General features: G+C 72.1%; 21 protein-coding genes and 2 pseudogenes. 9 read left to right on the forward strand and 14 right to left on the reverse strand.

Annotated features, from left to right (window positions below):
- Positions 1 to 68: 68 nt before the first annotated feature.
- A complete protein-coding gene (locus AB5J55_RS09215) occupies positions 69 to 779 on the reverse strand; it encodes a VIT family protein (RefSeq protein ID WP_369270171.1) in 711 nt (236 codons plus the stop codon).
- A 218-nt stretch (positions 780 to 997) separates the two neighbouring features.
- Between AB5J55_RS09215 and AB5J55_RS09220 the strand changes: the two genes are divergently transcribed.
- From AB5J55_RS09220 to AB5J55_RS09230, 3 genes are all read left to right on the forward strand, one after another.
- Entirely contained in the window at positions 998 to 2,023 is a 1,026-nt protein-coding gene (locus tag AB5J55_RS09220) for a DEDDh family exonuclease (RefSeq protein WP_369270172.1), read from the forward strand.
- A gap of 79 nt (positions 2,024 to 2,102) precedes the next feature.
- Positions 2,103 to 2,336 carry a hypothetical protein gene (locus AB5J55_RS09225; RefSeq protein WP_369270173.1) on the forward strand — a complete coding sequence of 78 codons (234 nt, stop codon included), beginning with the start codon at positions 2,103 to 2,105 and terminating at the stop codon, positions 2,334 to 2,336.
- Between the two features lie 49 nt (positions 2,337 to 2,385).
- Entirely contained in the window at positions 2,386 to 3,177 is a 792-nt protein-coding gene (locus AB5J55_RS09230) for an SURF1 family protein (protein WP_369270174.1), read from the forward strand.
- Positions 3,178 to 3,434: 257 nt separating this feature from the next.
- On the opposite strand, the pseudogene AB5J55_RS09235 reads toward AB5J55_RS09230, so the two are convergent.
- Positions 3,435 to 4,159: pseudogene (locus tag AB5J55_RS09235) on the reverse strand (carbon starvation CstA 5TM domain-containing protein); the annotation flags it as partial.
- 6 nt (positions 4,160 to 4,165) lie between these two features.
- Between AB5J55_RS09235 and AB5J55_RS09240 the strand changes: the two are divergent.
- From AB5J55_RS09240 to AB5J55_RS09255, 4 genes and pseudogenes are all read left to right on the forward strand, one after another.
- Positions 4,166 to 4,369 (forward strand): annotated as a pseudogene (locus AB5J55_RS09240) (sigma-70 family RNA polymerase sigma factor); the annotation flags it as partial.
- Positions 4,366 to 4,677 (forward strand): hypothetical protein, encoded by a 312-nt coding sequence (locus tag AB5J55_RS09245; RefSeq protein ID WP_369270175.1) that lies wholly within the window; start codon positions 4,366 to 4,368, stop codon positions 4,675 to 4,677. The pseudogene AB5J55_RS09240 and the gene AB5J55_RS09245, both read left to right, overlap by 4 nt.
- Before the next feature lie 34 nt (positions 4,678 to 4,711).
- A complete protein-coding gene (locus AB5J55_RS09250; protein WP_369270176.1) occupies positions 4,712 to 6,499 on the forward strand; it encodes a glycoside hydrolase family 15 protein in 1,788 nt (595 codons plus the stop codon).
- A 5-nt stretch (positions 6,500 to 6,504) separates the two neighbouring features.
- Entirely contained in the window at positions 6,505 to 7,260 is a 756-nt protein-coding gene (locus tag AB5J55_RS09255) for an SDR family oxidoreductase (RefSeq protein WP_369270177.1), read from the forward strand.
- Here the strand turns inward: AB5J55_RS09255 and amaP are convergent.
- Genes amaP through AB5J55_RS09280 form a run of 5 tightly spaced genes read right to left on the reverse strand, consistent with a single transcriptional unit; the run spans position 7,257 to position 9,629 of the window.
- Positions 7,257 to 7,844 carry an alkaline shock response membrane anchor protein AmaP gene (gene amaP / locus AB5J55_RS09260; protein ID WP_369270178.1) on the reverse strand — a complete coding sequence of 196 codons (588 nt, stop codon included), beginning with the start codon at positions 7,842 to 7,844 and terminating at the stop codon, positions 7,257 to 7,259. The two genes, AB5J55_RS09255 and amaP, sit on opposite strands and share 4 nt — an antisense overlap.
- On the reverse strand, positions 7,841 to 8,521 hold the full coding sequence (locus AB5J55_RS09265) for a DUF6286 domain-containing protein (RefSeq protein ID WP_369270179.1): 681 nt from the start codon (positions 8,519 to 8,521) through the stop codon (positions 7,841 to 7,843). Before AB5J55_RS09265 ends, amaP begins: the two co-directional genes overlap by 4 nt.
- Positions 8,518 to 8,901: an Asp23/Gls24 family envelope stress response protein gene (locus AB5J55_RS09270; protein ID WP_369270180.1), complete on the reverse strand. Its 384-nt coding sequence runs from the start codon at positions 8,899 to 8,901 to the stop codon at positions 8,518 to 8,520. The genes AB5J55_RS09265 and AB5J55_RS09270 overlap by 4 nt, the downstream gene beginning before the upstream one ends.
- Positions 8,898 to 9,083 (reverse strand): hypothetical protein, encoded by a 186-nt coding sequence (locus AB5J55_RS09275; protein WP_362378616.1) that lies wholly within the window; start codon positions 9,081 to 9,083, stop codon positions 8,898 to 8,900. Before AB5J55_RS09275 ends, AB5J55_RS09270 begins: the two co-directional genes overlap by 4 nt.
- Before the next feature lie 60 nt (positions 9,084 to 9,143).
- Complete coding sequence (locus AB5J55_RS09280; protein WP_369270181.1) at positions 9,144 to 9,629, reverse strand: Asp23/Gls24 family envelope stress response protein; 486 nt, start codon at positions 9,627 to 9,629, stop codon at positions 9,144 to 9,146.
- 87 nt (positions 9,630 to 9,716) lie between these two features.
- Here AB5J55_RS09280 and AB5J55_RS09285 point away from each other — a divergent pair, with 87 nt between their 5' ends.
- Positions 9,717 to 10,439 (forward strand): nucleopolyhedrovirus P10 family protein, encoded by a 723-nt coding sequence (locus tag AB5J55_RS09285; RefSeq protein WP_369270182.1) that lies wholly within the window; start codon positions 9,717 to 9,719, stop codon positions 10,437 to 10,439.
- A gap of 27 nt (positions 10,440 to 10,466) precedes the next feature.
- On the opposite strand, the gene AB5J55_RS09290 is transcribed toward AB5J55_RS09285, so the two are convergent.
- The 4 genes from AB5J55_RS09290 to AB5J55_RS09305 form a co-directional block, all read right to left on the reverse strand.
- Positions 10,467 to 11,270: an enoyl-CoA hydratase/isomerase family protein gene (locus AB5J55_RS09290; protein ID WP_369270183.1), complete on the reverse strand. Its 804-nt coding sequence runs from the start codon at positions 11,268 to 11,270 to the stop codon at positions 10,467 to 10,469.
- A gap of 132 nt (positions 11,271 to 11,402) precedes the next feature.
- Positions 11,403 to 11,621, reverse strand: coding sequence for a helix-turn-helix domain-containing protein (locus AB5J55_RS09295; protein WP_019758351.1), 219 nt, complete (start codon positions 11,619 to 11,621; stop codon positions 11,403 to 11,405).
- Between the two features lie 335 nt (positions 11,622 to 11,956).
- Positions 11,957 to 13,555 (reverse strand): ABC-F family ATP-binding cassette domain-containing protein, encoded by a 1,599-nt coding sequence (locus tag AB5J55_RS09300; RefSeq protein ID WP_369270184.1) that lies wholly within the window; start codon positions 13,553 to 13,555, stop codon positions 11,957 to 11,959.
- Between the two features lie 124 nt (positions 13,556 to 13,679).
- On the reverse strand, positions 13,680 to 14,474 hold the full coding sequence (locus AB5J55_RS09305) for a hypothetical protein (RefSeq protein ID WP_369270185.1): 795 nt from the start codon (positions 14,472 to 14,474) through the stop codon (positions 13,680 to 13,682).
- Positions 14,475 to 14,737: 263 nt separating this feature from the next.
- On the opposite strand from AB5J55_RS09305, the gene AB5J55_RS09310 reads away from it, so the two are divergent.
- Positions 14,738 to 15,175, forward strand: a complete 438-nt coding sequence (locus AB5J55_RS09310; RefSeq protein WP_369270186.1) for a VOC family protein — start codon at positions 14,738 to 14,740, stop codon at positions 15,173 to 15,175.
- Between the two features lie 13 nt (positions 15,176 to 15,188).
- On the opposite strand, the gene AB5J55_RS09315 is transcribed toward AB5J55_RS09310, so the two are convergent.
- From AB5J55_RS09315 to AB5J55_RS09325, 3 genes are all read right to left on the reverse strand, one after another.
- Positions 15,189 to 16,598: a hypothetical protein gene (locus AB5J55_RS09315; RefSeq protein WP_369270187.1), complete on the reverse strand. Its 1,410-nt coding sequence runs from the start codon at positions 16,596 to 16,598 to the stop codon at positions 15,189 to 15,191.
- A gap of 181 nt (positions 16,599 to 16,779) precedes the next feature.
- On the reverse strand, positions 16,780 to 17,907 hold the full coding sequence (locus AB5J55_RS09320; protein WP_369270188.1) for an alpha/beta hydrolase: 1,128 nt from the start codon (positions 17,905 to 17,907) through the stop codon (positions 16,780 to 16,782).
- Between the two features lie 273 nt (positions 17,908 to 18,180).
- Complete coding sequence (locus AB5J55_RS09325; protein ID WP_369270189.1) at positions 18,181 to 18,912, reverse strand: class II aldolase/adducin family protein; 732 nt, start codon at positions 18,910 to 18,912, stop codon at positions 18,181 to 18,183.
- Positions 18,913 to 19,110: the final 198 nt, after the last annotated feature.

Below are 19,110 nucleotides of genomic sequence, written 5' to 3' on the forward strand. Positions count from 1 at the left end.
TGAGGGCTTCACGTCGCAGCAGTCGAGCGCACCCCCATGCCGTACGCCGCTGCAGGGAGCCGGAGGCGCTACACCCCCGCCACGTCCAGCAGCGTCCCGGCCGCGTACGTGACCCCCATGGCCAGCGCCCCGCCCGCCATATTGCGCAGCACCGCGCGGGGTGGGGCGGCTGCGCCCAGGCGGGCGCTGCTCCAGCCGGTCAGGGCGAGGGCGGCCAGGACGGAGGCGACGGTGACCGCCAGCCGCCAGTCCGCCGGCGGCAGCACCATCGCCAGCAGCGGCAGCAGCGCCCCGGCCGTGAAGGCCACAAAGCTCGCCCACGCCGCGTGCCAGGGGTTGGTCAGCCGGTCCGGGTCGATCCCGAGCTCCACGCGCGCGTGCGCCTTCAGCGCGTCCCGTTCCGTCAGCTGGACCGCCGCCTCCATGGCCACCTCCCGGGACAGCCCGCGTCGTTCCAGCAGTTCCGCCAGTTCCTCCAGCTCCGCCTCCGGTCGTTCCCGCAACTCCCTCTTCTCCTGGGCCAACGCGGCCTTCTCCGAGTCGCGCTGGGTGGAGACCGAGACGTACTCCCCCGCCGCCATCGACATCGACCCGGCGAGCAGCCCGGCCAGCCCGGCCGTGAGCAGGGCCGCACGCTCGTCGGTCGCACCGGCCACGCCGACGACGAGCCCCGCGGTCGAGACGACGCCGTCGTTCGCCCCGAGAACCGCCGCCCGCAACCAGTTCAGCCGCTCGCTCAGCGCGCCGCCGTGGGTCTCGTCATGCGTTGGTTCGGTCATATGCGGAGGATCGCACCGCACGGGACATCGGGTACGTACCGACGCTCCCGGGCCGGCGCCGGGCCCGGCACCCGCGGCCGCCACCGCTGCTCGGGGTCGGCAACACCGCGCGGACGCCGACCGGTTGACGCGCTGGCGTTCGTGGCGCTCGAACGGGCAGGCGGGGCAAGCCACCTGACGGGCAGGAGTGTCAGTCCGGGCCCGTATCCTCAGTGACCATGCTCGAAGACCCTGCGACGGCAGCGCCCTCCCCCACAGCATGGCCGACCGCGTACCCCCAGGGATACGCGGTCGTTGACGTGGAGACCACCGGCCTGGCCCGGCACGACCGGATAATCTCCGCGGCGGTGTACCGGCTGGACGCGCGCGGCGAGGTCGAGGACCACTGGTACACGCTGGTCAACCCGGAGCGCGACCCGGGCCCGGTCTGGATCCACGGTCTGACGAGCGAGGCACTGGAGGGCGCTCCCCTCTTCACGGACATCGCCGAGGAGTTCTCGGCGCGGCTGGACGGCCGGGTCCTCGTCGCGCACAACGCCGTCTTCGACTGGCAGATGATCGCGCGGGAGTACGCGCGCGCGGAGCGCCGGGCCCCGGTGCAGCAGCGGCTGTGCACCATCGCGCTGTCGAAGGAGCTGGCCCTGCCGCTGCCCAACCACAAGCTGGAGTCGCTGGCCGCGCACTTCGGCGTCGTGCAGCAGCGGGCGCACCACGCGCTGGACGACGCGCGCGTGCTGGCGGAGGCGTTCCGGCCGAGCCTGCGGGCCGCAGCGGCGGGCAGTGTGCGGCTGCCGCTGCAGGAGTGCCTGCCGCTGACCGAGTGGCGGGACACCGCGACGGCGGCCCCGCGGATCGGTCAGCAGGCGGGCTCCCAGGGCGGCTACGGCGGCAGCAGCGGCTACAGCAGTTATCAGCCGACCACTTGGCGACCGTCCCGCAAGAGGCCGGCCTGCCCCTACCCCAACCCAGGTCGCTACGAGGACGGCAAACGGCTCAAGCAGGGCATGCGGGTCGCCTTCTCCGGAGACACGTCCGTCGAGCGCGACCTGCTGGAGGACCGTGCGATCGAGGCCGGGCTGCATGTGTCGACGAGCCTGTCCCGGCTGACCAGCCTGCTCGTCACGAACGACCCGGACGCGGGCACGTCCAAGGTCGTCAAGGCCCGCCAGTACGGCACGCCGGTGATCGACGAGGCGGCGTTCGGACAACTCCTGCGGGACGTGGAACCGGCGTCGGAGCGGTGACCGTACGGACGGGTGATTGCCGCGCGACTCGCCCGGAGCCCCCTCGCCCGGGCCGCGGGGACGGCTCACCCTGTGGCGCATGGCGACATGTGAAGTGTGCGGAAACGACTACGGCATGACCTTCGAGGTGCACGCGCAGGGCGCGGTGCACGTCTTCGACTGCTTCTCCTGTGCGATCCACCGCATGGCACCCATCTGTGAGCACTGCCGTGTGCAGGTCATCGGGCAGGGCGTCGAGGTCGAGGGTCACTGGTACTGCGGCGCCCACTGCGCCCGCGCGGAAGGAAAGGCGGGGATCGTCGACAAGGTGTGACCCGGTACCCGCCTGAACGCACCCCACGACCGAGTTGTACGGTCGTGGGGTGTACCGCTTCCTGTTGTCCCGGCAGTGGGTGATCCTCACGCTGGTCGCCCTGCTGCTCATCCCCACGATGATCAGGCTGGGCATCTGGCAGATGCACCGCTACGAGGAGCGCAGCGCCCGGAATCAGCTGGTCGCCGACGCCCTGGGCGCCAAGCCGCTGCCCGTGGAGAAGCTGACCTCTCCGGGGCACAAGGTGACCTCCAACGAGCGGTACCGCACGGTGACCGCGCAGGGCCACTTCGACACCGACCGGGAGGTCGTGGTCAGGCGGCGCGTCAACTCCGACGAAGAGGTCGGCTTCCACGTCCTCACGCCGTTCGTCCTGGCGGACGGCAAGGTGCTGCTCATCAACCGCGGCTGGATCCCCGCCGACGGGCCCAGCCAGACGGCGTTCCCCAAGGTCCCCGCGCCGCCGAGCGGCCGTGTCACCGTGACCGGGCGGCTGATGCCCGACGAGACGACCGAGGCCAGCGGGATCAAGAACCTCAAGGGGCTTCCCGACCGGCAGGTCATGCTGATCAGCAGCGAGCAGGAGGCTCGGCGTCTCGACGCGTCGGTGCTCGGGGGGTACGTCGTGCAGACGGCTCCCGAGCCGGCGGGGGACGCACCGGAGCTGATCGGTAAGCCGGGTAACGAGAACGCTCCGCTGAACTACGCGTATGCCCTGCAGTGGTGGCTGTTTGCTGCCGGGGTGCCTGTCGGGTGGCTGGTGCTGGCTCGTCGGGAGGCCCGTGAGCGGCGGGCCGCGGAGACGGAGAAGGCGACCGAGGCCGAGCCGGTGGGTGCGTAGTACCCGGCGTAGGCGGGGGGCTTTACGCCCACCCGCCGTGGCCGGGTCAGGCTGTCGGGCGGGTGCGGGTCGCATGCGGCTGGTCGCGCCCACGCGGCGGAGCCGCACATCGATACGGCCCCGCGCCCCTTGAGGGCGTCCACTGAGCCCGCGTCAGCAGCAGCGTCCCTGTCTGTGGTCCTCCCGGTGCTGTCGGCTCATCGCCTCCGTCAGCTCCCTCACGTACCAGCGCACCGCCCTCGCCCAGCGTGCCGCCCTCACGACCGGGCCCCCACGAGAGGCTCGCCCGTCTGCTCGGGCACGTCGAGGCGGGACTCGACGTACGGGGCCTCCGTGGTCGGCAGGGTGCCCGGCGTGCGGATCGCTCGGACGCAGACCGCTGCCGCGTTGACGGTCACGATCGCGACGAGGAGCGGGAACAGGGCGATCAGTACGCCCTCGACCGTGGAGTTGGTGACCACGATGTGCATGTCGTCGAGGGTCTTGGCGGGGGGGGCAGGACCTGGCCGGAGGCGATGCCGTCGGCGTACCTGGTGCGCTGGGCGAAGAAGCCGATCTTGGGGTGGTCGGAGACGATCTTCTGCCAGCCCGCGGTGAAGGTGATCGCGACGACCCAGGCGAGGGGGACGCCCGTCACCCAGGCCCAGCGCGGTCGGCCGGACTTGATCAGGACTGTGGTGCAGATCGTCAGCGCCAGGGCGGCGAAGAGCTGGTTGGCGGTGCCGAAGAGCGGGAAGAGCTGGTTGATCCCGCCGAGCGGGTCGGTGGCGCCGGTGTAGAGGAAGTAGCCCCAGGCCGCCACGACGAGGCCGCTGCACAGCCAGATGCCGGGCTTCCAGTTGACCCGGCCGATCGGCTTCCAGACGTTGCCGAGCATGTCCTGGAGCATGAAGCGCCCGACGCGGGTGCCGGCGTCGACCGGGGTCAGGATGAACAGCACCTCGAACATGATCGCGAAGTGGTACCAGAAGGCCTTCATCGCGCCACGCTCCTGCATGACGACCAGCGGGTGCTGATCGACGCGCTCCAGCAGTTGCCGGCCCGGCAGCGCGAGGCGCTGGTGCTGCGACACTGGCTCGGGCTGAAGGAGAGCGAGATCGCCTCGGCGATGGGGATCTCGCGCGGATCCGTCAAAACCCATACGGCGCGCGGCCTCGCCGCCCTGACCCAGGCGATGGAGGCCCGGCGATGACGCATCGAGGCGCGACTCCGGCGCGCGGCACCGGTCCGGACCGCACGGAGCGGGAGCTGCGCGAGGCCCTGTCCGCCCTCGCCGACGGGGTGCAGGCGGCGCCCGACGCCTACCGCACCGCTCGCGGCGAGTGGCTGCGCCGGGAACGCAGGCGGCGGCTCGTCCTCACCGTTCTGATCGCGGTCGTGTTCGCTTTGGCCGCCCTGATCGGGCTGTGGGTGCTCAATCAGACCCCGGCCGATCCGGGCGTGATCTTCTCGGGCACCGGCTCCCCGGCAGCCGGATCACTCCCGCGGCCCCACCCCTGATTGGCCCATCGGCCCTTGGGGAACCCGCACTTGCGTGCCCCAGCGTATCGAGGACTACGCCCTCATCGGCGACGAACAGACGGCCGCCCTGGTCGGCAGGGACGGTTCCGTCGACTGGCTGTGCCTGCCCCGCTTCGACTCGGGTGCCTGCTTCGCCAGGCTCCTCGGCGACAAGGACAACGGCCACTGGCGCATCGCCCCCAAGCACGCCAAGGGCACCTGCACACGCCGCGCCTACCGCCGGGACACTCTGGTGCTGGACACGGAGTGGGAGACCGACGAGGGCGCGATCCGCGTCACGGACCTGATGCCCCAACGCGACCGCGCGCCCGACCTCGTACGCATCGTGGAGGGCCTCAGCGGCCGCGTCACCGTACGCAGCACCCTGCGGCTGCGCTTCGACTACGGCTCGATCGTCCCCTGGGTGCGCGAGTCCGACGGGCACCGGGTGGCCGTCGCCGGCCCGGACTCGGCGTGGCTGCGCAGCGAACCCGAGGTGCGCACCTGGGGCAGGAACTTCGGTACGCACTCGGAGTTCACGGTCGAGAAGGGCGAGAAGGTCGCGTTCGTCCTCACCTGGCACCCCTCGCACGAGCCGCGCCCGCCGCTCGTCGACCCGTACGAGGCGTTGCACAGCAGCGTGCGGGACTGGCGGAAGTGGGTGGGGCACTGCCGTTATGACGGGCCGTACCGCGACGCCGTCGTGCGCTCCCTGATCACTCTCAAGGCCCTCACCTACCGGCCGACCGGCGGCATCGTCGCCGCCCCCACCACCTCGCTCCCCGAGGAGATCGGCGGCGTCCGCAACTGGGACTACCGCCACTGCTGGCTGCGCGACTCCACCCTCACCCTGAACGTGGGCCTGTCGGCGGGCTACCGGGAAGCAGCGGAGGCCTGGCGCGACTGGCTGCTGCGCGCGGTCGCCGGCAACCCGGCCGACCTGCAGATCATGTACGGCCTGGCGGGCGAGCGACGGCTGCCCGAGTTCGAGGTGCCGTGGCTGTCCGGCTTCGCCGGCTCCACCCCCGTACGGGTCGGCAACGAGGCCGTGAACCAGCTCCAGTTGGACGTGTACGGCGAGGTGATGGACACGCTGGCCCTGGCCCGGGAGGCGGGACTGTCCGCCAAGCCGCACATCTGGGCGATTCAGGCCGCCCTCGTCGAATGGCTGCGCGCGGCGTGGCGGCAGCCCGACGAGGGGCTGTGGGAAGTGCGCGGCGGCCGTCGGCACTTCGTGCACTCGAAGGTGATGGTGTGGGTGGCGGCGGACCGGGCGGTGCGCAGCCTGGAGAAGAACCCGAAGCTGGACGGCGACCTCGACGGCTGGCGCGAGTTTCGCGACGAGGTGCACCGCGAGGTGTGCGAGAAGGGCTACGACGCCGAGCGGAACACCTTCACGCAGTCCTACGGCTCCGCCGAACTCGACGCCGCGCTGCTGCTGATCCCGCGCGTGGGCTTCCTGCCGCCCGACGACCCGCGCGTCGCCGGCACCATCGACGCGATCCGCTCAGAGCTCAGCCATCAGGGCTTCCTGCGCCGCTACAGCACCGACGGGACCGCCGTCGACGGGCTGCCCGGCGGCGAGGGCACCTTCCTGGCCTGCTCCTTCTGGCTGGCGGAGGCGCTGCACATGACCGGTCGTACGCAGGAGGCACGCGAGCTGTTCGACCGGCTCGTCGGGCTCGCCAACGACGTGGGCCTGCTGGCCGAGGAGTACGACCCTGTGGCCGGCCGCCAGCTCGGCAACTTCCCGCAGGCCTTCAGCCACATCGGCCTGGTGAACACCGCCCTCGCCCTGTTCGGGGACGACGGGGCAGGATAGGGACCATGGATCTTGGACTGAAGGACCGGGTGTACGTCGTCACGGGAGCCACGCGCGGGCTGGGCAACGCGGCGGCGCGTGAGCTGGTGGCCGACGGGGCGAAGGTCGTCGTGACCGGCAGGGACGAGGAGCGGGTCGCCGCCGCGGCGGCCGAACTGGGGCCGAACGCCGTCGGGGTCGCCGTGGACAACGCCGAAGCGGATGCCGCGGCACGTCTGATCGCTGCCGCGCGGGATGCCTTCGGCGGGTTCGACGGCGTCCTCATCAGCGTGGGCGGGCCGCCGGCCGGGTTCGTCGCGGACAACACGGACGAGCAGTGGCAGGCCGCGTTCGAGTCGGTGTTCCTCGGGGCGGTGCGGCTGGCCAGGACGGCGGCGGCGGAACTCGACGAGGGCGGCGTCATCGGGTTCGTGCTGTCGGCCTCGGTGCACGAGCCGCTGCCGGGGCTGACCATTTCGAACGGGCTGCGGCCGGGGCTCGCCGGGTTCGCCAAGTCTCTTGCGGACGAGTTGGGGCCGCGGGGAATTCGGGTCGTGGGACTGCTGCCGTCACGGATCGACACGGACCGCGTGCGCGAGCTGGACGGCCTGTCGGCCGACCCGGAGGCCACTCGGGCCGCCAACGAGTCGCGGATTCCGCTGCGGCGGTACGGAACCCCGGACGAGTTCGGGCGTGCTGCGGCCTTTCTGCTGTCTCCGGCCGCGTCCTACCTGACGGGGATCATGCTGCCGGTGGACGGCGGAATGCGGCACGGGTTCTAACTCACCCTTTCCGCACCGTGCTTGACGCCCCGCAGGCGGACCTCCGCCGGCAGTGACGCGAGGCCCGCCGAATTGCGGGCGTGGTCCAGCGCCTGGGTGGTGAGGTCGTTCAAGGCGGTCCCCGGATCCACGTGCGGTTCAAGGCGGAGGCGCACCCGGGCCTCGGGGGCTGTGCGCCTGCCCGTCAGCTGGACGCGGGCCCGCTGGACGCCCTCCTGCCCCGTCGCCTCGCCGGCGAGGACGTTCTCCAGGGCCCGGCCCCGCAGCAGTGCGCCCTCGCCGTCGCCGGTGTCGACCAGGACCTCGGCGAGGCGGTGCCGGCGCAGGACCGAGGTCAGCCACCACAGGGCGAGCAGCAGCAGGACGGCCAGCACGGCGATCACCACAGGCCACCACCAGCCGTCGTCCCGCCAACGCGTGCGTTCGGCGTCGCTGAGCAGGACGTCGTGCCGACTGTCGTGGATCCACCAGGGCGGGGGATCCAGCCCGAGCCCGACTGCCAGAACGGACCCGCCGATCACGAGCAGCACCAGCCCGACGAGCCCGATCAGTACCCGGTTGACCATCCTGAGCACGGCCCTCACCCCTTCCGTCCCGGCCGCCGTACATGCACCGACAGCGACGGCGGGCGGGCCAGCCCGAGGCCCCTGATCGCGTCGGCGAGCGTGGCGTCCAGGTCGGCGCGTACGTCGTCCAGTTCACGGAAGTGCGACATGGCGCGGACGTCGGCCCGGGACCTGCGCACTCGTACCCGTACCGACTGGACCCCGGAGACCTCCATGGCCCGGTCGCGCAGGACCAGGGCGGCGAGGTCGCGGTGGAGTCCGGCGCGGACGTCGGGGTGGGTGCGCCGCATCGGCAGTACGGACCGCAGGCCCGGCGTGGCGGCCAGGACGAGCAGCCAGAGGCCGAGCACGGCGGCGACGCCCGCGCCGACGAGCACCCAGATGTCGTCGAGGGGACGCTCGGCGAGTTGCTGGGCCAGTTCCCGACGCCAGCGCATCGCGGACCGGCCGGCGCGCACCGAGACGATGTCGTAGAGGAACATGCCCGCGACGAACAGGAGCACGAGCGCCGTGATCGCCGCCGGGATGCGACGCGCCGACCAGAAGCGACGCCGGCCGCGGCCCTTGTCGTCGACCGGCGGCGGGGGGTCGTAGGCCGCCGCCGACGCCGACTGGTCGAGGGTGGCGGGTCCGGCCTCCTTCTCGATGACCGGCAGTCTCTGTGTGGTGCCCTCGGAACCCTGGGACTCGCTCATCGCGTCCTCCCCTGTGCAGCGCCCGTTCCGGGCGCCGGGTGCAGCCGCTCCACGTGCACGGCGACCTCCGGCACCTCCATGCCCACCAACGCGCCTACCCGCTCGACGACGTGCCGACGCACGGTCGCGCACCGGGAGCCGATGTCCGTGGGGTAGTCGAGTTCCAGGTGGACGAGGACCCGCGCGGTCTCGTGGTGCACGACGACGTTGGCATGCGGCCTGGCGGCGTCCTTGGCGAGGTCCCCCACGGCCTCGCGGGCAGCCTGGGAGGCGACCTTCGCCACGACCCGGTCGGCGATCCTGGTGGCCCCGCGTCCGCCCGGACGGACGGTGGCAAGAGGTCTGCCGACTTCACCGGCCCCCGTGCTCACCGGCGTCACCGCCGCCGTTCGTCACGACGCCGGAAGAAGTCACCGAGCTCGTACTCCCCCTCCGAGAAGCGCCCGACGACGAAGCCGACGGCGCCCAGAGCCGCCACCAGCAGGAAGGCGCCGAACCCGCCGAAATACCCGGCGAAGCCCAGTGCCATGCCGGCGATCATGCCGACCACGGCCATGCTCATGCTGCGCTCCTCAGTTCCTCAGCAGTTCCCCGGCCACTGCGTTGTCGGGTCGTCGGCACCTCACTGGATCCGGCGCTCCTCTTCCTCTTCCTCTTCCTCTTCCTCCGGAAGCTTCACATCGCTCACCGCGATGTTGACCTCGACGACTTCGAGGCCGGTCATCCGCTCGACGGCGTTGATCACGTTCTCGCGCACGTCCCGCGCCACGTCGGAGATCGACACGCCGTACTCGACGACGATCTCCAGGTCGAGCGCGGTCTGTACCTCGCCGACCTCGACCTTCACCCCACGCGACACCGACTTCGTCGTGCCGCCCGGCACCCGGTCGCGCACGGCCCCGAAGGTCCGCGAGATACCGCTGCCCATGGCGTGCACACCGTCCACATCGCGTGCGGCCATCCCGGCGATCTTCTCCACGACACCGTCGGCGATGGTGGTCCGGCCGCGGGCACCGGGTTCTCCCCCACCGCGCCTGGTCACCTGGCTCTTGCGGGTGCTGAGGGCCTCGCCCTCCGCCGGCCGGTTCTGCTCCGTCGTCTCGCTCATGGCCGTTCGTCCTTTTCGGTCGTCGTCCCTTGACCACCGTAAGCACGGTTACACGATCCCGCCCCAGGGATGCGGCAGGCTGGAGGAATGACAACGGCGGACGGGTGGACACAGGCGGTCCGACAGCAGCTGGGGCTCGGCAGGCTGCTGCCCCTCGGCAGCGCGCGCGATGGCGCGTGGATCTCCGAGAGGGCGGCTGAGGCGGCGCTACGGCGCGCCACCGAGGACATGCGCGGGGTACGGCTGGACGCGCTCCGGATCGGGCTCACCGACCCGGAGGACACGCAGGAGGCGGCCGTACCGCCGCCGCCGAGCGCGCTGCCACCGGGCCCCTTGCGGGTGACGGCGGACTTCGCGGCGACGGCGGCCGAGGCTCTGCCCACGACGGCGGACCGGCTGCGCGGACTGCTGGCCACCGCAGCCACGGAGCGTCTCGGCCTCACGGTGACGGAAGTGGATCTGCGCGTGACGGCCCTGCTCGACGAGGACGCCGAACCCGCTCCCGTGCACCAGCCGGAACCGACGCGGGCCGCGAAGCTCGGGGGCCCCGACGAGGAGCGCGTCGCCGCCGCGGCCCTGGCGGTCCCGGGGGTGATCCAACTGACGGGCGCCCTGGGCGGATTGAACCGTGCGGTGCACATCGAGGAACGGCAGGGCGAGGCCGCCCTGCCGCGCCGGCACGTACGCGTGGAGATTGCCGTGCGCTCGGACCGCCGGGCGGTGGAGGTGGCCCGGGAGGTCCGCGAGTGGGTGAGAGAGGCGCTGGCGGATCGCCCGACGGTGGCGGTGCTGATCACAGCCGTCAGTTGATCAGCGCATGGCTGATCGGCGCATGACTCAGTCGCCGAGGCCGGCCAGGTCCCGCAGCCGGCGCGCCTGCGCGGCCCGCTCGGCACCGCGCTGCTCGTCGTAGGTCCGGTCCACGGCGCCACGAAGCAGCGCCTTGGTCTCGATCACGGCATCCCGCGGCGCGGCGACGATCGCCGCCGCCAGATCCCGTACGGCATCGTCGAGTTGGTCCGCGGGCACGGCGAGGTTGGCCAGCCCGCTGCTGACGGCCTCCTCGGCCAGCACGAAGCGGCCCGTCACGCAGATCTCCAGCGCACGGCCGTATCCGACCAGCCCGACCAGCGGGTGCGTACCCGTCAGGTCCGGCACCAGCCCGAGGCTGGTCTCACGCATGGCGAACTGCACGTCGTCCGCGACGACGCGCACGTCACAGGCGAGCGCGAGCTGGAAGCCCGCCCCGATGGCATGCCCCTGTACGGCGGCGATGGACACGACGTCGTTACGCCGCCACCAGGTGAAGCCCTCCTGGAACTCGGCGATGGCAGCGTCGAGTTCACCGTCGCTGCTGCGCGCGAGTTCGATGAACGAGGGCTCACCCTCGATCCCGTCGGGCGTGAACATCTGCCGGTCGAGCCCGGCGGAGAAGGACTTGCCCTCACCGCGCAGCACGACGACCCGCACGCTGCCCGGCACGGCCCGCCCGGCCTCGGCGAGCGTCCGCCACATGGCGGGGCTCTGCGCGTTGCGCTTGGTCGGGTTCGACAGCGTCACCGTGGCGATCGCGCCGTCGACGGTGAGCCGTACGCCGTTCTTGTCGAGCAGGGGAGCGTGGTCCTGGTCGGGCGAAGCCATGGGGCGCCTCCGATGAGTGCGGTCATCATGGGATGCCCGGAAGGGCACCCCCTAAGTGACTGCACAGTAACCACCCGGCCGATCAGTCGACCGACCGGGTGGCCACCATCGAAGCCGATGGGCCGCCCGGTGTCAGCCGGCCGCCTTCTTGCCTCGCGTCGCGCCGCCACGCCCACGAAGCGTGACGCCCGACTCGCTGAGCATCCGGTGTACGAAGCCATACGAGCGGCCGGTTTCCTCGGCCAGTGCCCGAATGCTCGCACCGGAGTCGTACTTCTTCTTCAGGTCTGCCGCGAGCTTGTCGCGCGCGGCGCCGGTTACCCGGCTGCCCTTCTTCAGAGTCTCGGCCACCCGTGCCTCCTCATGGGAAGTGCGCTCTGGTCTCCTCATGATCACCCCTCCGGGGCTTCATGGCCACCCATTCGGCAAGGTCCGTGAGACATGGTTGTGACGACAGGAGCACATCCCCACATGCGGAATCCGTGATTCCGGAGAATGCTGTCCGCTCGGCCGAACGGGTTCTTTTACGAACTCCCAGGTCAGCGTCGTGAGACGGCCGAGCCCTTGTCGATAAAGGACTCGGCCGCAAAATCGATGTAGTACACACCTCGGTACGAGGAGATCTCACACAGATGATGGATCACCGATAGGCCGAATGATCCATACGCCGTTGATCACGCATTCGATCAAGCCAGGGCGACGAGATCCGCGTAGTCGGCGCCCCACAGGTCCTCGACGCCGTCCGGCAGCAGAATGATCCGCTCCGGCTGCAGCGCCTCGACGGCGCCCTCGTCGTGGGTGACGAGCACGACCGCGCCCTTGTAGGTGCGCAGCGCACCGAGGATCTCCTCGCGGCTGGCCGGGTCGAGGTTGTTGGTCGGCTCGTCGAGGAGCAGGACGTTCGCCGACGACACCACGAGGGTGGCGAGGGCGAGGCGGGTCTTCTCGCCGCCGGAGAGGACGCTGGCGGGCTTGTCGACGTCGTCGCCGGAGAACAGGAACGAGCCGAGCACCTTGCGGACCTCGACGAGGTCCATGTCGGGGGCGGCCGAGCGCATGTTCTCCAGGACGGTGCGGTCGGCGTCCAGGGTCTCGTGCTCCTGGGCGTAGTAGCCGACCTTGAGGCCGTGGCCGGGGATGACGGCGCCGGTGTCCGGCTGCTCGACACCGGCGAGAAGCCTCAACAGGGTTGTCTTTCCCGCACCGTTGAGACCGAGGATGACGACCCTCGACCCCTTGTCGATGGCCAGGTCGACGTCGGTGAAGATCTCCAAGGAGCCGTACGACTTCGACAGGCCCTCCGCGGTCAGCGGGGTCTTGCCGCAGGGCGCGGGCTCGGGGAAGCGGAGCTTGGCGACCTTGTCCTGCATCCGCACCGCTTCGAGGCCGGCGAGGAGCTTGTCGGCCCGCTTGGCCATGTTCTGCGCGGCGACCGTCTTGGTCGCCTTGGCGCGCATCTTGTCGGCCTGCGAGTGCAACGCGGCGGCCTTCTTCTCGGCGTTCTGCCGCTCGCGCTTGCGGCGCTTCTCGTCGGCCTCGCGCTGCTGCTGGTAGAGCTTCCAGCCCATGTTGTAGATGTCGATCTGGGCGCGGTTGGCGTCCAGGTAGAACACCTTGTTGACGACCGTGTCGACCAGGTCGACGTCGTGGGAGATCACGATGAAGCCGCCGCGGTACGTCTTCAGGTAGTCGCGCAGCCAGACGATCGAGTCGGCGTCGAGGTGGTTCGTCGGCTCGTCGAGCAGCAGGGTGTCCGCGTCCGAGAACAGGATGCGGGCGAGCTCGATACGGCGGCGCTGACCGCCGGAGAGGGTGTGCAGCGGCTGGCCGAGCACCCGGTCGGGCAGGTTCAGCGCGGCGGCGATGGTGGCGGCCTCGGCCTCGGCGGAGTACCCGCCCTTGGTGAGGAACTCCGTCTCCTGGCGCTCGTACTGCCGGAGGGCCTTCTCGCGGGTGGCGCCCTGGCCGTTGGCGATGCGCTGTTCGTTGTCGCGCATCTTGCGGATCAGGACGTCCAGGCCGCGCGCGGAGAGGATGCGGTCGCGGGCGAGGACGTCGAGGTCGCCGGTGCGGGGGTCCTGCGGGAGGTAGCCGACCTCGCCGGAGCGGGTGATGGTGCCGCCGGCGGGCATGCCCTCGCCGGCGAGGCACTTGGTGAGGGTGGTCTTGCCGGCGCCGTTGCGGCCGACGAGGCCGATGCGGTCGCCCTTGGCGACGCGGAAGGTCGCGGACTCGATGAGGATGCGCGCACCGGCGCGCAGCTCGATACCGGAGGCGGAGATCACGGACAGACTCCAGGGCAAGGGTGGGTGGCGGGATGGGCGGCTGAGGACGTTCCCGCCGTCTAATGCGCGAGGAGAATGGCCATGAGGCCAGTCTAACGGGGCGGTGCAACCACTTTTTCTGGGTTCACGTGTTCGGCCGGGGCTCGGCGCCCCTCTCGCGGAATTCGTTGCCGAGCGGCCGGCGGTGCGGGGTGATCTGCCCCAGGTCGTCCACGGCGATGACCTGCGCGGTCCGGTCCGCGCCGGTGCAGGGCTGGGCGAGGAGCAGCGTCTTGCCGTGATGTACGGCACGTGCGGGCCGGAAGGCACAGCCCTCGCGGGCGGGCAGCACCCAGCGCAGGTCGCCGTCGGCGATGCGGTACGCGGCGACGCGGTGCGGAGTGACGACGGCGAGCATGCCGCGGCCGAGGGCATGCAGGACGCCGGTGCTGCCGTGGTCCGGCAGCCACTCGTCGGCCGCGGGCAGGGCGCGGTGCCAGCGCACCGAGCGGCCGTCGGTGGCGGTGACCATGCCGTCGTCCCAGAGCGTGATCGCCTCCCCGCGCGTGTGGAGCGACGTGAGGGGGCGGCGGCCTTCGCGGGCGTAGCGCCACAGGGGGGCGCCGGTGACGGGGTGGTGAGCCTCGATGGCCGCTCCGCGCGTGCGGAGGGGCGTCGGTGGCGGCTGCGGCTGCCGTGGGGTGGTGGCGGGGCGCACGCGCGCGTGGGCGGCCGCGTGGACCGCGTGGACGGTGAGGTGGTCGCCGTAGGGGGCTGGACGGGCGTGGTGGGCGATCGCGAGGAGCGGGGGCGCGAGGAGGAGCGCGAGAAACGCCGGCAGCAGGCGGGAGCGGGTGGCCGCGGTGGGCTTGGGGGCGGTGACACCGGGAGCCGCGGTCCCTTCGCTGCCTGCGGCCGCCTCGACCGGCTGAGTGGCCACCACACCCCCTGGTCTCATCGGCCCGGTCTCATCGGCCAGGTCTCGTCCGGCCGTTCCGGAGCCCGCTTCCCACGGATCAGGCGCAGAAGCGTAGCCACGCCCGGGGCCGGTGGCGGTGTCTGCCGTCGGGACACGGCGAGGGGGCTCGGGCCTTCCCCCGCTTGGCCGCTTCGGTTCGCGGGCCGTTGTCGGTGGTGGCTGCAAGACTGGGCAGCGGTCGGTTTTCCGGCGGTCGACAGCGACCACGGAGCTGGATCACGGCGATGGATCACGAAGGAGTGATCGGTGTGGCAGGCACGAGCGGTGGGCGTCCGAGCATCTACCCCACGCTGCTGTACGCGGACGCGCAGGCGGCGATCAAGCAGCTCACGGAGGCCTTCGGGTTCACGGCGCTGGCCGTGTACGAGGGCGAGGACGGCTCGGTGGCGCACGCCGAGCTGGCGCAGGGCAACGGCGCTGTGATGCTCGGTTCCAAGGGCACCGGCAGCGCCTTCGACAAGGTGATGAAGGAGGCGGGCACGACCGGGGTGTACGTCGTCGTGGACGACGTCGACGCACACCACCGGCGGGCCGTGGAACAGGGCGCGGAGATCCTGATGCCCCCGACGGACCAGGACTACGGCTCGCGGGACTACATGGCCCGGGACATCGAGGGCAATGTGTGGAGCTTCGGCACCTACGCCCCCGAGATCAAGGGCTGAGCGCCGGTCCGGCTCAGCTCCCCCCGGTGTGCACCTGGAAGGCGGCGCGGCGTACGGCCTTGGCGAGGGCGGGGTCGGGGTGCGCGGCGGCGAGCGCCACCAGGACCTGCACGGTGCGGGGGTGGCCGACGGCGCGCACCTCGTCGAGGAGCGCGGGCACGGTCGGCTGCACCGAGGACTCCAGGTGCCGTACCAGCATCGGGGCCTCGCCGTGGTCGGCGACGGCGGCGGCGGTGTCGACCCACAGCCAGGTGGCCTCGTCCCGGGTGAGCACCTCGTGTGCGTCCTCGGGGTCGATGCCGTCGTGCTCGGCCAGCCACAGCAGGGCGTACGGGCGCAGGGTCGGCTGGTCCAGGACGGCACGCACGTCGGGCTCGGCGGGGGCGCCCACGACGCGCAGCGCCTCGAAGGCGAGGCCGCGCAGGAGGGCGTCGTCGCCGCGGGCGGCGCCGAGGAGTTCGGCGACGGCGCTGCCCACCGGGCGGGCGGCGAGCCAGGCGCGGTATTCGTCGCGGGCGGCGTTCGGCCGGAGCTGGGCGCAGCCGCGGAGCATGGCTTCGGCGGACTGCTCGATGTTCCCGGCGGGGCTCTGTGCGGCGACGCAGATCTGCTCCAGTTTGACCCAGACCGCCCAGCTGCCGAGCGGGGTGAGCGTGGCCTGGCCGTCGCCGTAGGTGAGGGCGCCGACGGAGGCGAGGGCGTGCAGGGCCCAGTCGAGCAGCGGGGCGAGGGGCGTGTCCTCGGCGGCCGCGGCTTCGGCGACCGGCTCGGGCTGGGGCTGGGGCCCGTAGGGGATCTCGCACCTCTCGGTGCGCAGCTCGGTGACGCGCTGCTCCAGCAGGTCCAGGAGCTGCTCCACCGGGACGGGCCCGGCGGACAGCTGAAGGAAGGAGAGCACCTGGGGCAGGGCGGAGACAACGTCGGCCACGGCGCCGTGCTCGTGCTGCTCGGGTTCCGGGTGGGCGAGCGACCAGGCGTCGAAGAGGGCGACCCAGCCGCGCAGCACGGCGCTGTCGTCACGGTCCCAGGCGCGCAGGCGCCAGCCGGGGCGGGCGCTGTCGCCGTGCACCTCGACGAGTCCGGCCAGGCGGGCGGTGTCCCAGTCGGCGCGGACCTGAGTCACGGTCAGGCCGAGGTCGCGGGCCGCGCGTTCGGCCGTTGCCTCGGAGAGGGTGCCTTTGCCGTCGGGGCTGGCGCTGTCGCGGCCGGGGCGCAGCGCGGTGTCGGCCCAGTGGGCGACGCGGGCCGCGGCGGCCAGACCGGAGCGAGCCATTCTGGCCAGCTCCGCCTGGGCCGGTGTGCCCTCCGGGGGGCGGGGCGCGGGGCGGCGGGGGCGCCGTTGGTTCACAGCTCGTGGGGCGGCGGCCAGGGGTCGCGGGCGGACGAGTCGAAGCCTGGAGTCGCGCGGGATACGGGACGTCACGGGTGCAGTCTTCCGGTTGACGGTCCGAAAACCCAAACGGAATGTCACGAGGGGCGACGGGATGGCCAACGCACGGGGTCCTGCGAGCGGCAAGGGGCCTAATACAGGCCACTGGTACGGGGTTAAATGGAATCTGCGGGACCGGTGTGGGAAGGGTGGGCCGCGGGGCGTCCCACCGGCGTCACATCAGCGGTGTCAGGAAGCGACGCAGGGACTCCTCGTAGAACTCGGGGTCGGCGTTCCACATGGCCGCGTGGGGTGCGCGGTCGACGGTCTGCAGGGCCACCAGGTTGGGGCGGGCGTCGGCCAGTCGGCGGGAGAGGCTCCAGGGGGCCACCCGATCGTCGGGCCCGTGGAAGATCAGAGTCGGCACGGCGAGGTCGTCGCGGGTGCCGTCGCCGTCGGCGCGCTCGGCGTTCAGGCCGGTGCGGCCCTGTGCCGCGCGGACCGCGAGCGGAAGCAGCGCGCTCGGTGTGTGGCGGGCCGACGCGAGGGCGCGCAGGGTGGCCTCCCAGCTCAGGACCGGGGAGTCCAGGACGAGGCCCGAGACACGGTCGCGGAGCCCGGAGCGCGCGGCGGCGCGCAGCGCCATCGTGGCGCCGGTGGACCAGCCGAGCAGGACGAGTTGCTTGGCGCCGTACCGCACGGCGTAGCGCATCGCGGCGTCCAGGTCGCGCCACTCGGTCTCGCCGAGGTGGTTCAGGCCGTCGGGCGGGCGGGGCGCGCCGAGGTCGCCCCGGTAGGCGAGGGCGAGGACCGGGAAGTGGCGGCCGCTGAGGAACTCCATGACGTTCATGGCCTGTTCGCGGGTGGTGCCGAGGCCGTGCACCGCGATGACCCAGGTGTCCCGCGCGCCGGGGACGAACCAGGCGGGCAGGGCGCCGAGTTCGCCGGGGATGTCGACGTCGGCGTGCTCCAGGCCGAGGGCGGCGCTCGGGTTGCCGACGTACACGTTCGGGGTGAGCCAGACGTTGTCGCCGGGCTCCAGGGTGCCGTGGGTGACGCGCTCCAGGCGGCGTACGACGGTGTCGGCGGAGTGCTTCGCCGCGGCGAGGACGGGGCCGACGACCGCGTGCGAGCCGTCGCCGGAGAGGCCGTAGGTGCCGGGGCGCAGGGAGGCCAGGTCGCGGGTGAGCGCGATCTGGCCGGCGGCCGTGGCGTGCACGGTGAGGCGGGGTTCCGTGGGCAGTGGCCTGCCGGGGGGCGCCGTCAGCGCGACGCCACTGGCGAACCGCCCGGCGGCGACGCTTGCGGCGCCGGCGGCCAGGGCCACGGTGACGGCAGCGGCCGTCGCTTTGACAGTGCGCACCCATCCAGTGTCCGGGTGGATGGGGGTGGCGGCCAGTGGGAGGTCACTGCCGTGGGCTATGCGGGGGTGCGGGGTCACTGCCGTGGGCTTGCGGGGGTGCGGGGTCACTGCCGTGGGCTTGCGGAGGTGCGTCGTGCCGGCGCGTGCCCTTCTGGGGGCTGCCGCCCCCAGACCCCCGCTTCGGCCTGAACGGCCTCGTCCTCAAACGCCGGACGGGCTGAAATACCTGGACCGGCATCGGGCAACGGCCGTGGGCACCCGCACCCGCACCCGTCACCCCCGCTGCCCGTACCCCCGCAACCGCTCCGCCACCTCCCCCAGCTGCCCCTCCGACAAGAGCGTCGGGGACAGGCCCGGTACCGAGGATGCCGTGAGCCACAGGCGGGACATCCACTCGAGCTGGGCCGTGCGGTCGTAGGCCTGGTCCAGGGTCGTGCCGTGGGCCATCGTGCCGTGGTTCTGGAGGAGGCAGGCGGTGCGGTCGGTGAGGGCCTGGAGCATGTTCTCGGCCAACTCCTGGGTGCCGTACGTCGCATAGGGGGCAACTCGGACGGAGCCGCCGAGGGCTGCGGCCATGTAGTGGATCAGCGGGAGCTCGGGCACCAGGGTCGAGACGGCCGTCGCGTGGACCGCGTGGGTGTGGACGACGGCGCCGGCGTCCGTGGCTCGGTAGACGGCGAGATGCATGGGCAGCTCACTCGTCGGCACCAGGGTGCCCAGCACCTGCCTGCCGTCCAGGTCGACCCCGGTCACATCCTCCGGCGTCAGGCGGTCGTACGGCACTCCCGACGGCGTGACCAGCACGGTGTCGTCGACCCGCACCGAGACGTTCCCTGACGTGCCGACGACCAGGCCGTCGGAGACGGTCCGGCGGGCCGCCGCCACGAGGGCATCCCAGGCATCCACCTCCTCGGGGCGGGCACTGCGGCCCCACGACTCCCCCATTTCCTGTGCGCCCTCCCGCGCGTCTCGCGCGCCCCGCTGGTCCCGCCGCTCCTCAGCCATGCGGCGATCCTGCCAGGCGCGGCGGCGGCACGGCATCAAGTCGCCGTCGGGCCGGGGCACTTTAGGGGAGGAAGAGCGGCGTCCGGCAGGGTGCATACCGGGACATAACCCTTCGCCCGCCACCTTGGCCTGGGATCGATCAGGATTCAACGATCTTCCCGTAGCCTCTGGCTGATTTGTCGTGCACGCCGCCATTCC

Origin of the sequence: Streptomyces sp. R11, from assembly GCF_041051905.1 — a bacterium.
Taxonomy (GTDB): Bacteria; Actinomycetota; Actinomycetes; order Streptomycetales; family Streptomycetaceae; genus Streptomyces.

Bases quoted from the DNA above. Each gene is read 5' to 3' on its own strand.
- AB5J55_RS09215 (WP_369270171.1), bottom strand. From the start codon at position 779: ATGACCGAACCAACGCATGACGAGACCCACGGCGGCGCGCTGAGCGAG.
- AB5J55_RS09220 (WP_369270172.1), top strand. From the start codon at position 998: ATGCTCGAAGACCCTGCGACGGCAGCGCCCTCCCCCACAGCATGGCCG.
- AB5J55_RS09225 (WP_369270173.1), top strand. From the start codon at position 2,103: ATGGCGACATGTGAAGTGTGCGGAAACGACTACGGCATGACCTTCGAG.
- AB5J55_RS09245 (WP_369270175.1), top strand. From the start codon at position 4,366: ATGACGCATCGAGGCGCGACTCCGGCGCGCGGCACCGGTCCGGACCGC.
- AB5J55_RS09255 (WP_369270177.1), top strand. From the start codon at position 6,505: ATGGATCTTGGACTGAAGGACCGGGTGTACGTCGTCACGGGAGCCACG.
- AB5J55_RS09265 (WP_369270179.1), bottom strand. From the start codon at position 8,521: ATGAGCGAGTCCCAGGGTTCCGAGGGCACCACACAGAGACTGCCGGTC.
- AB5J55_RS09275 (WP_362378616.1), bottom strand. From the start codon at position 9,083: ATGAGCATGGCCGTGGTCGGCATGATCGCCGGCATGGCACTGGGCTTC.
- AB5J55_RS09280 (WP_369270181.1), bottom strand. From the start codon at position 9,629: ATGAGCGAGACGACGGAGCAGAACCGGCCGGCGGAGGGCGAGGCCCTC.
- AB5J55_RS09285 (WP_369270182.1), top strand. From the start codon at position 9,717: ATGACAACGGCGGACGGGTGGACACAGGCGGTCCGACAGCAGCTGGGG.
- AB5J55_RS09290 (WP_369270183.1), bottom strand. From the start codon at position 11,270: ATGGCTTCGCCCGACCAGGACCACGCTCCCCTGCTCGACAAGAACGGC.
- AB5J55_RS09310 (WP_369270186.1), top strand. From the start codon at position 14,738: ATGGATCACGAAGGAGTGATCGGTGTGGCAGGCACGAGCGGTGGGCGT.
- AB5J55_RS09325 (WP_369270189.1), bottom strand. From the start codon at position 18,912: ATGGCTGAGGAGCGGCGGGACCAGCGGGGCGCGCGAGACGCGCGGGAG.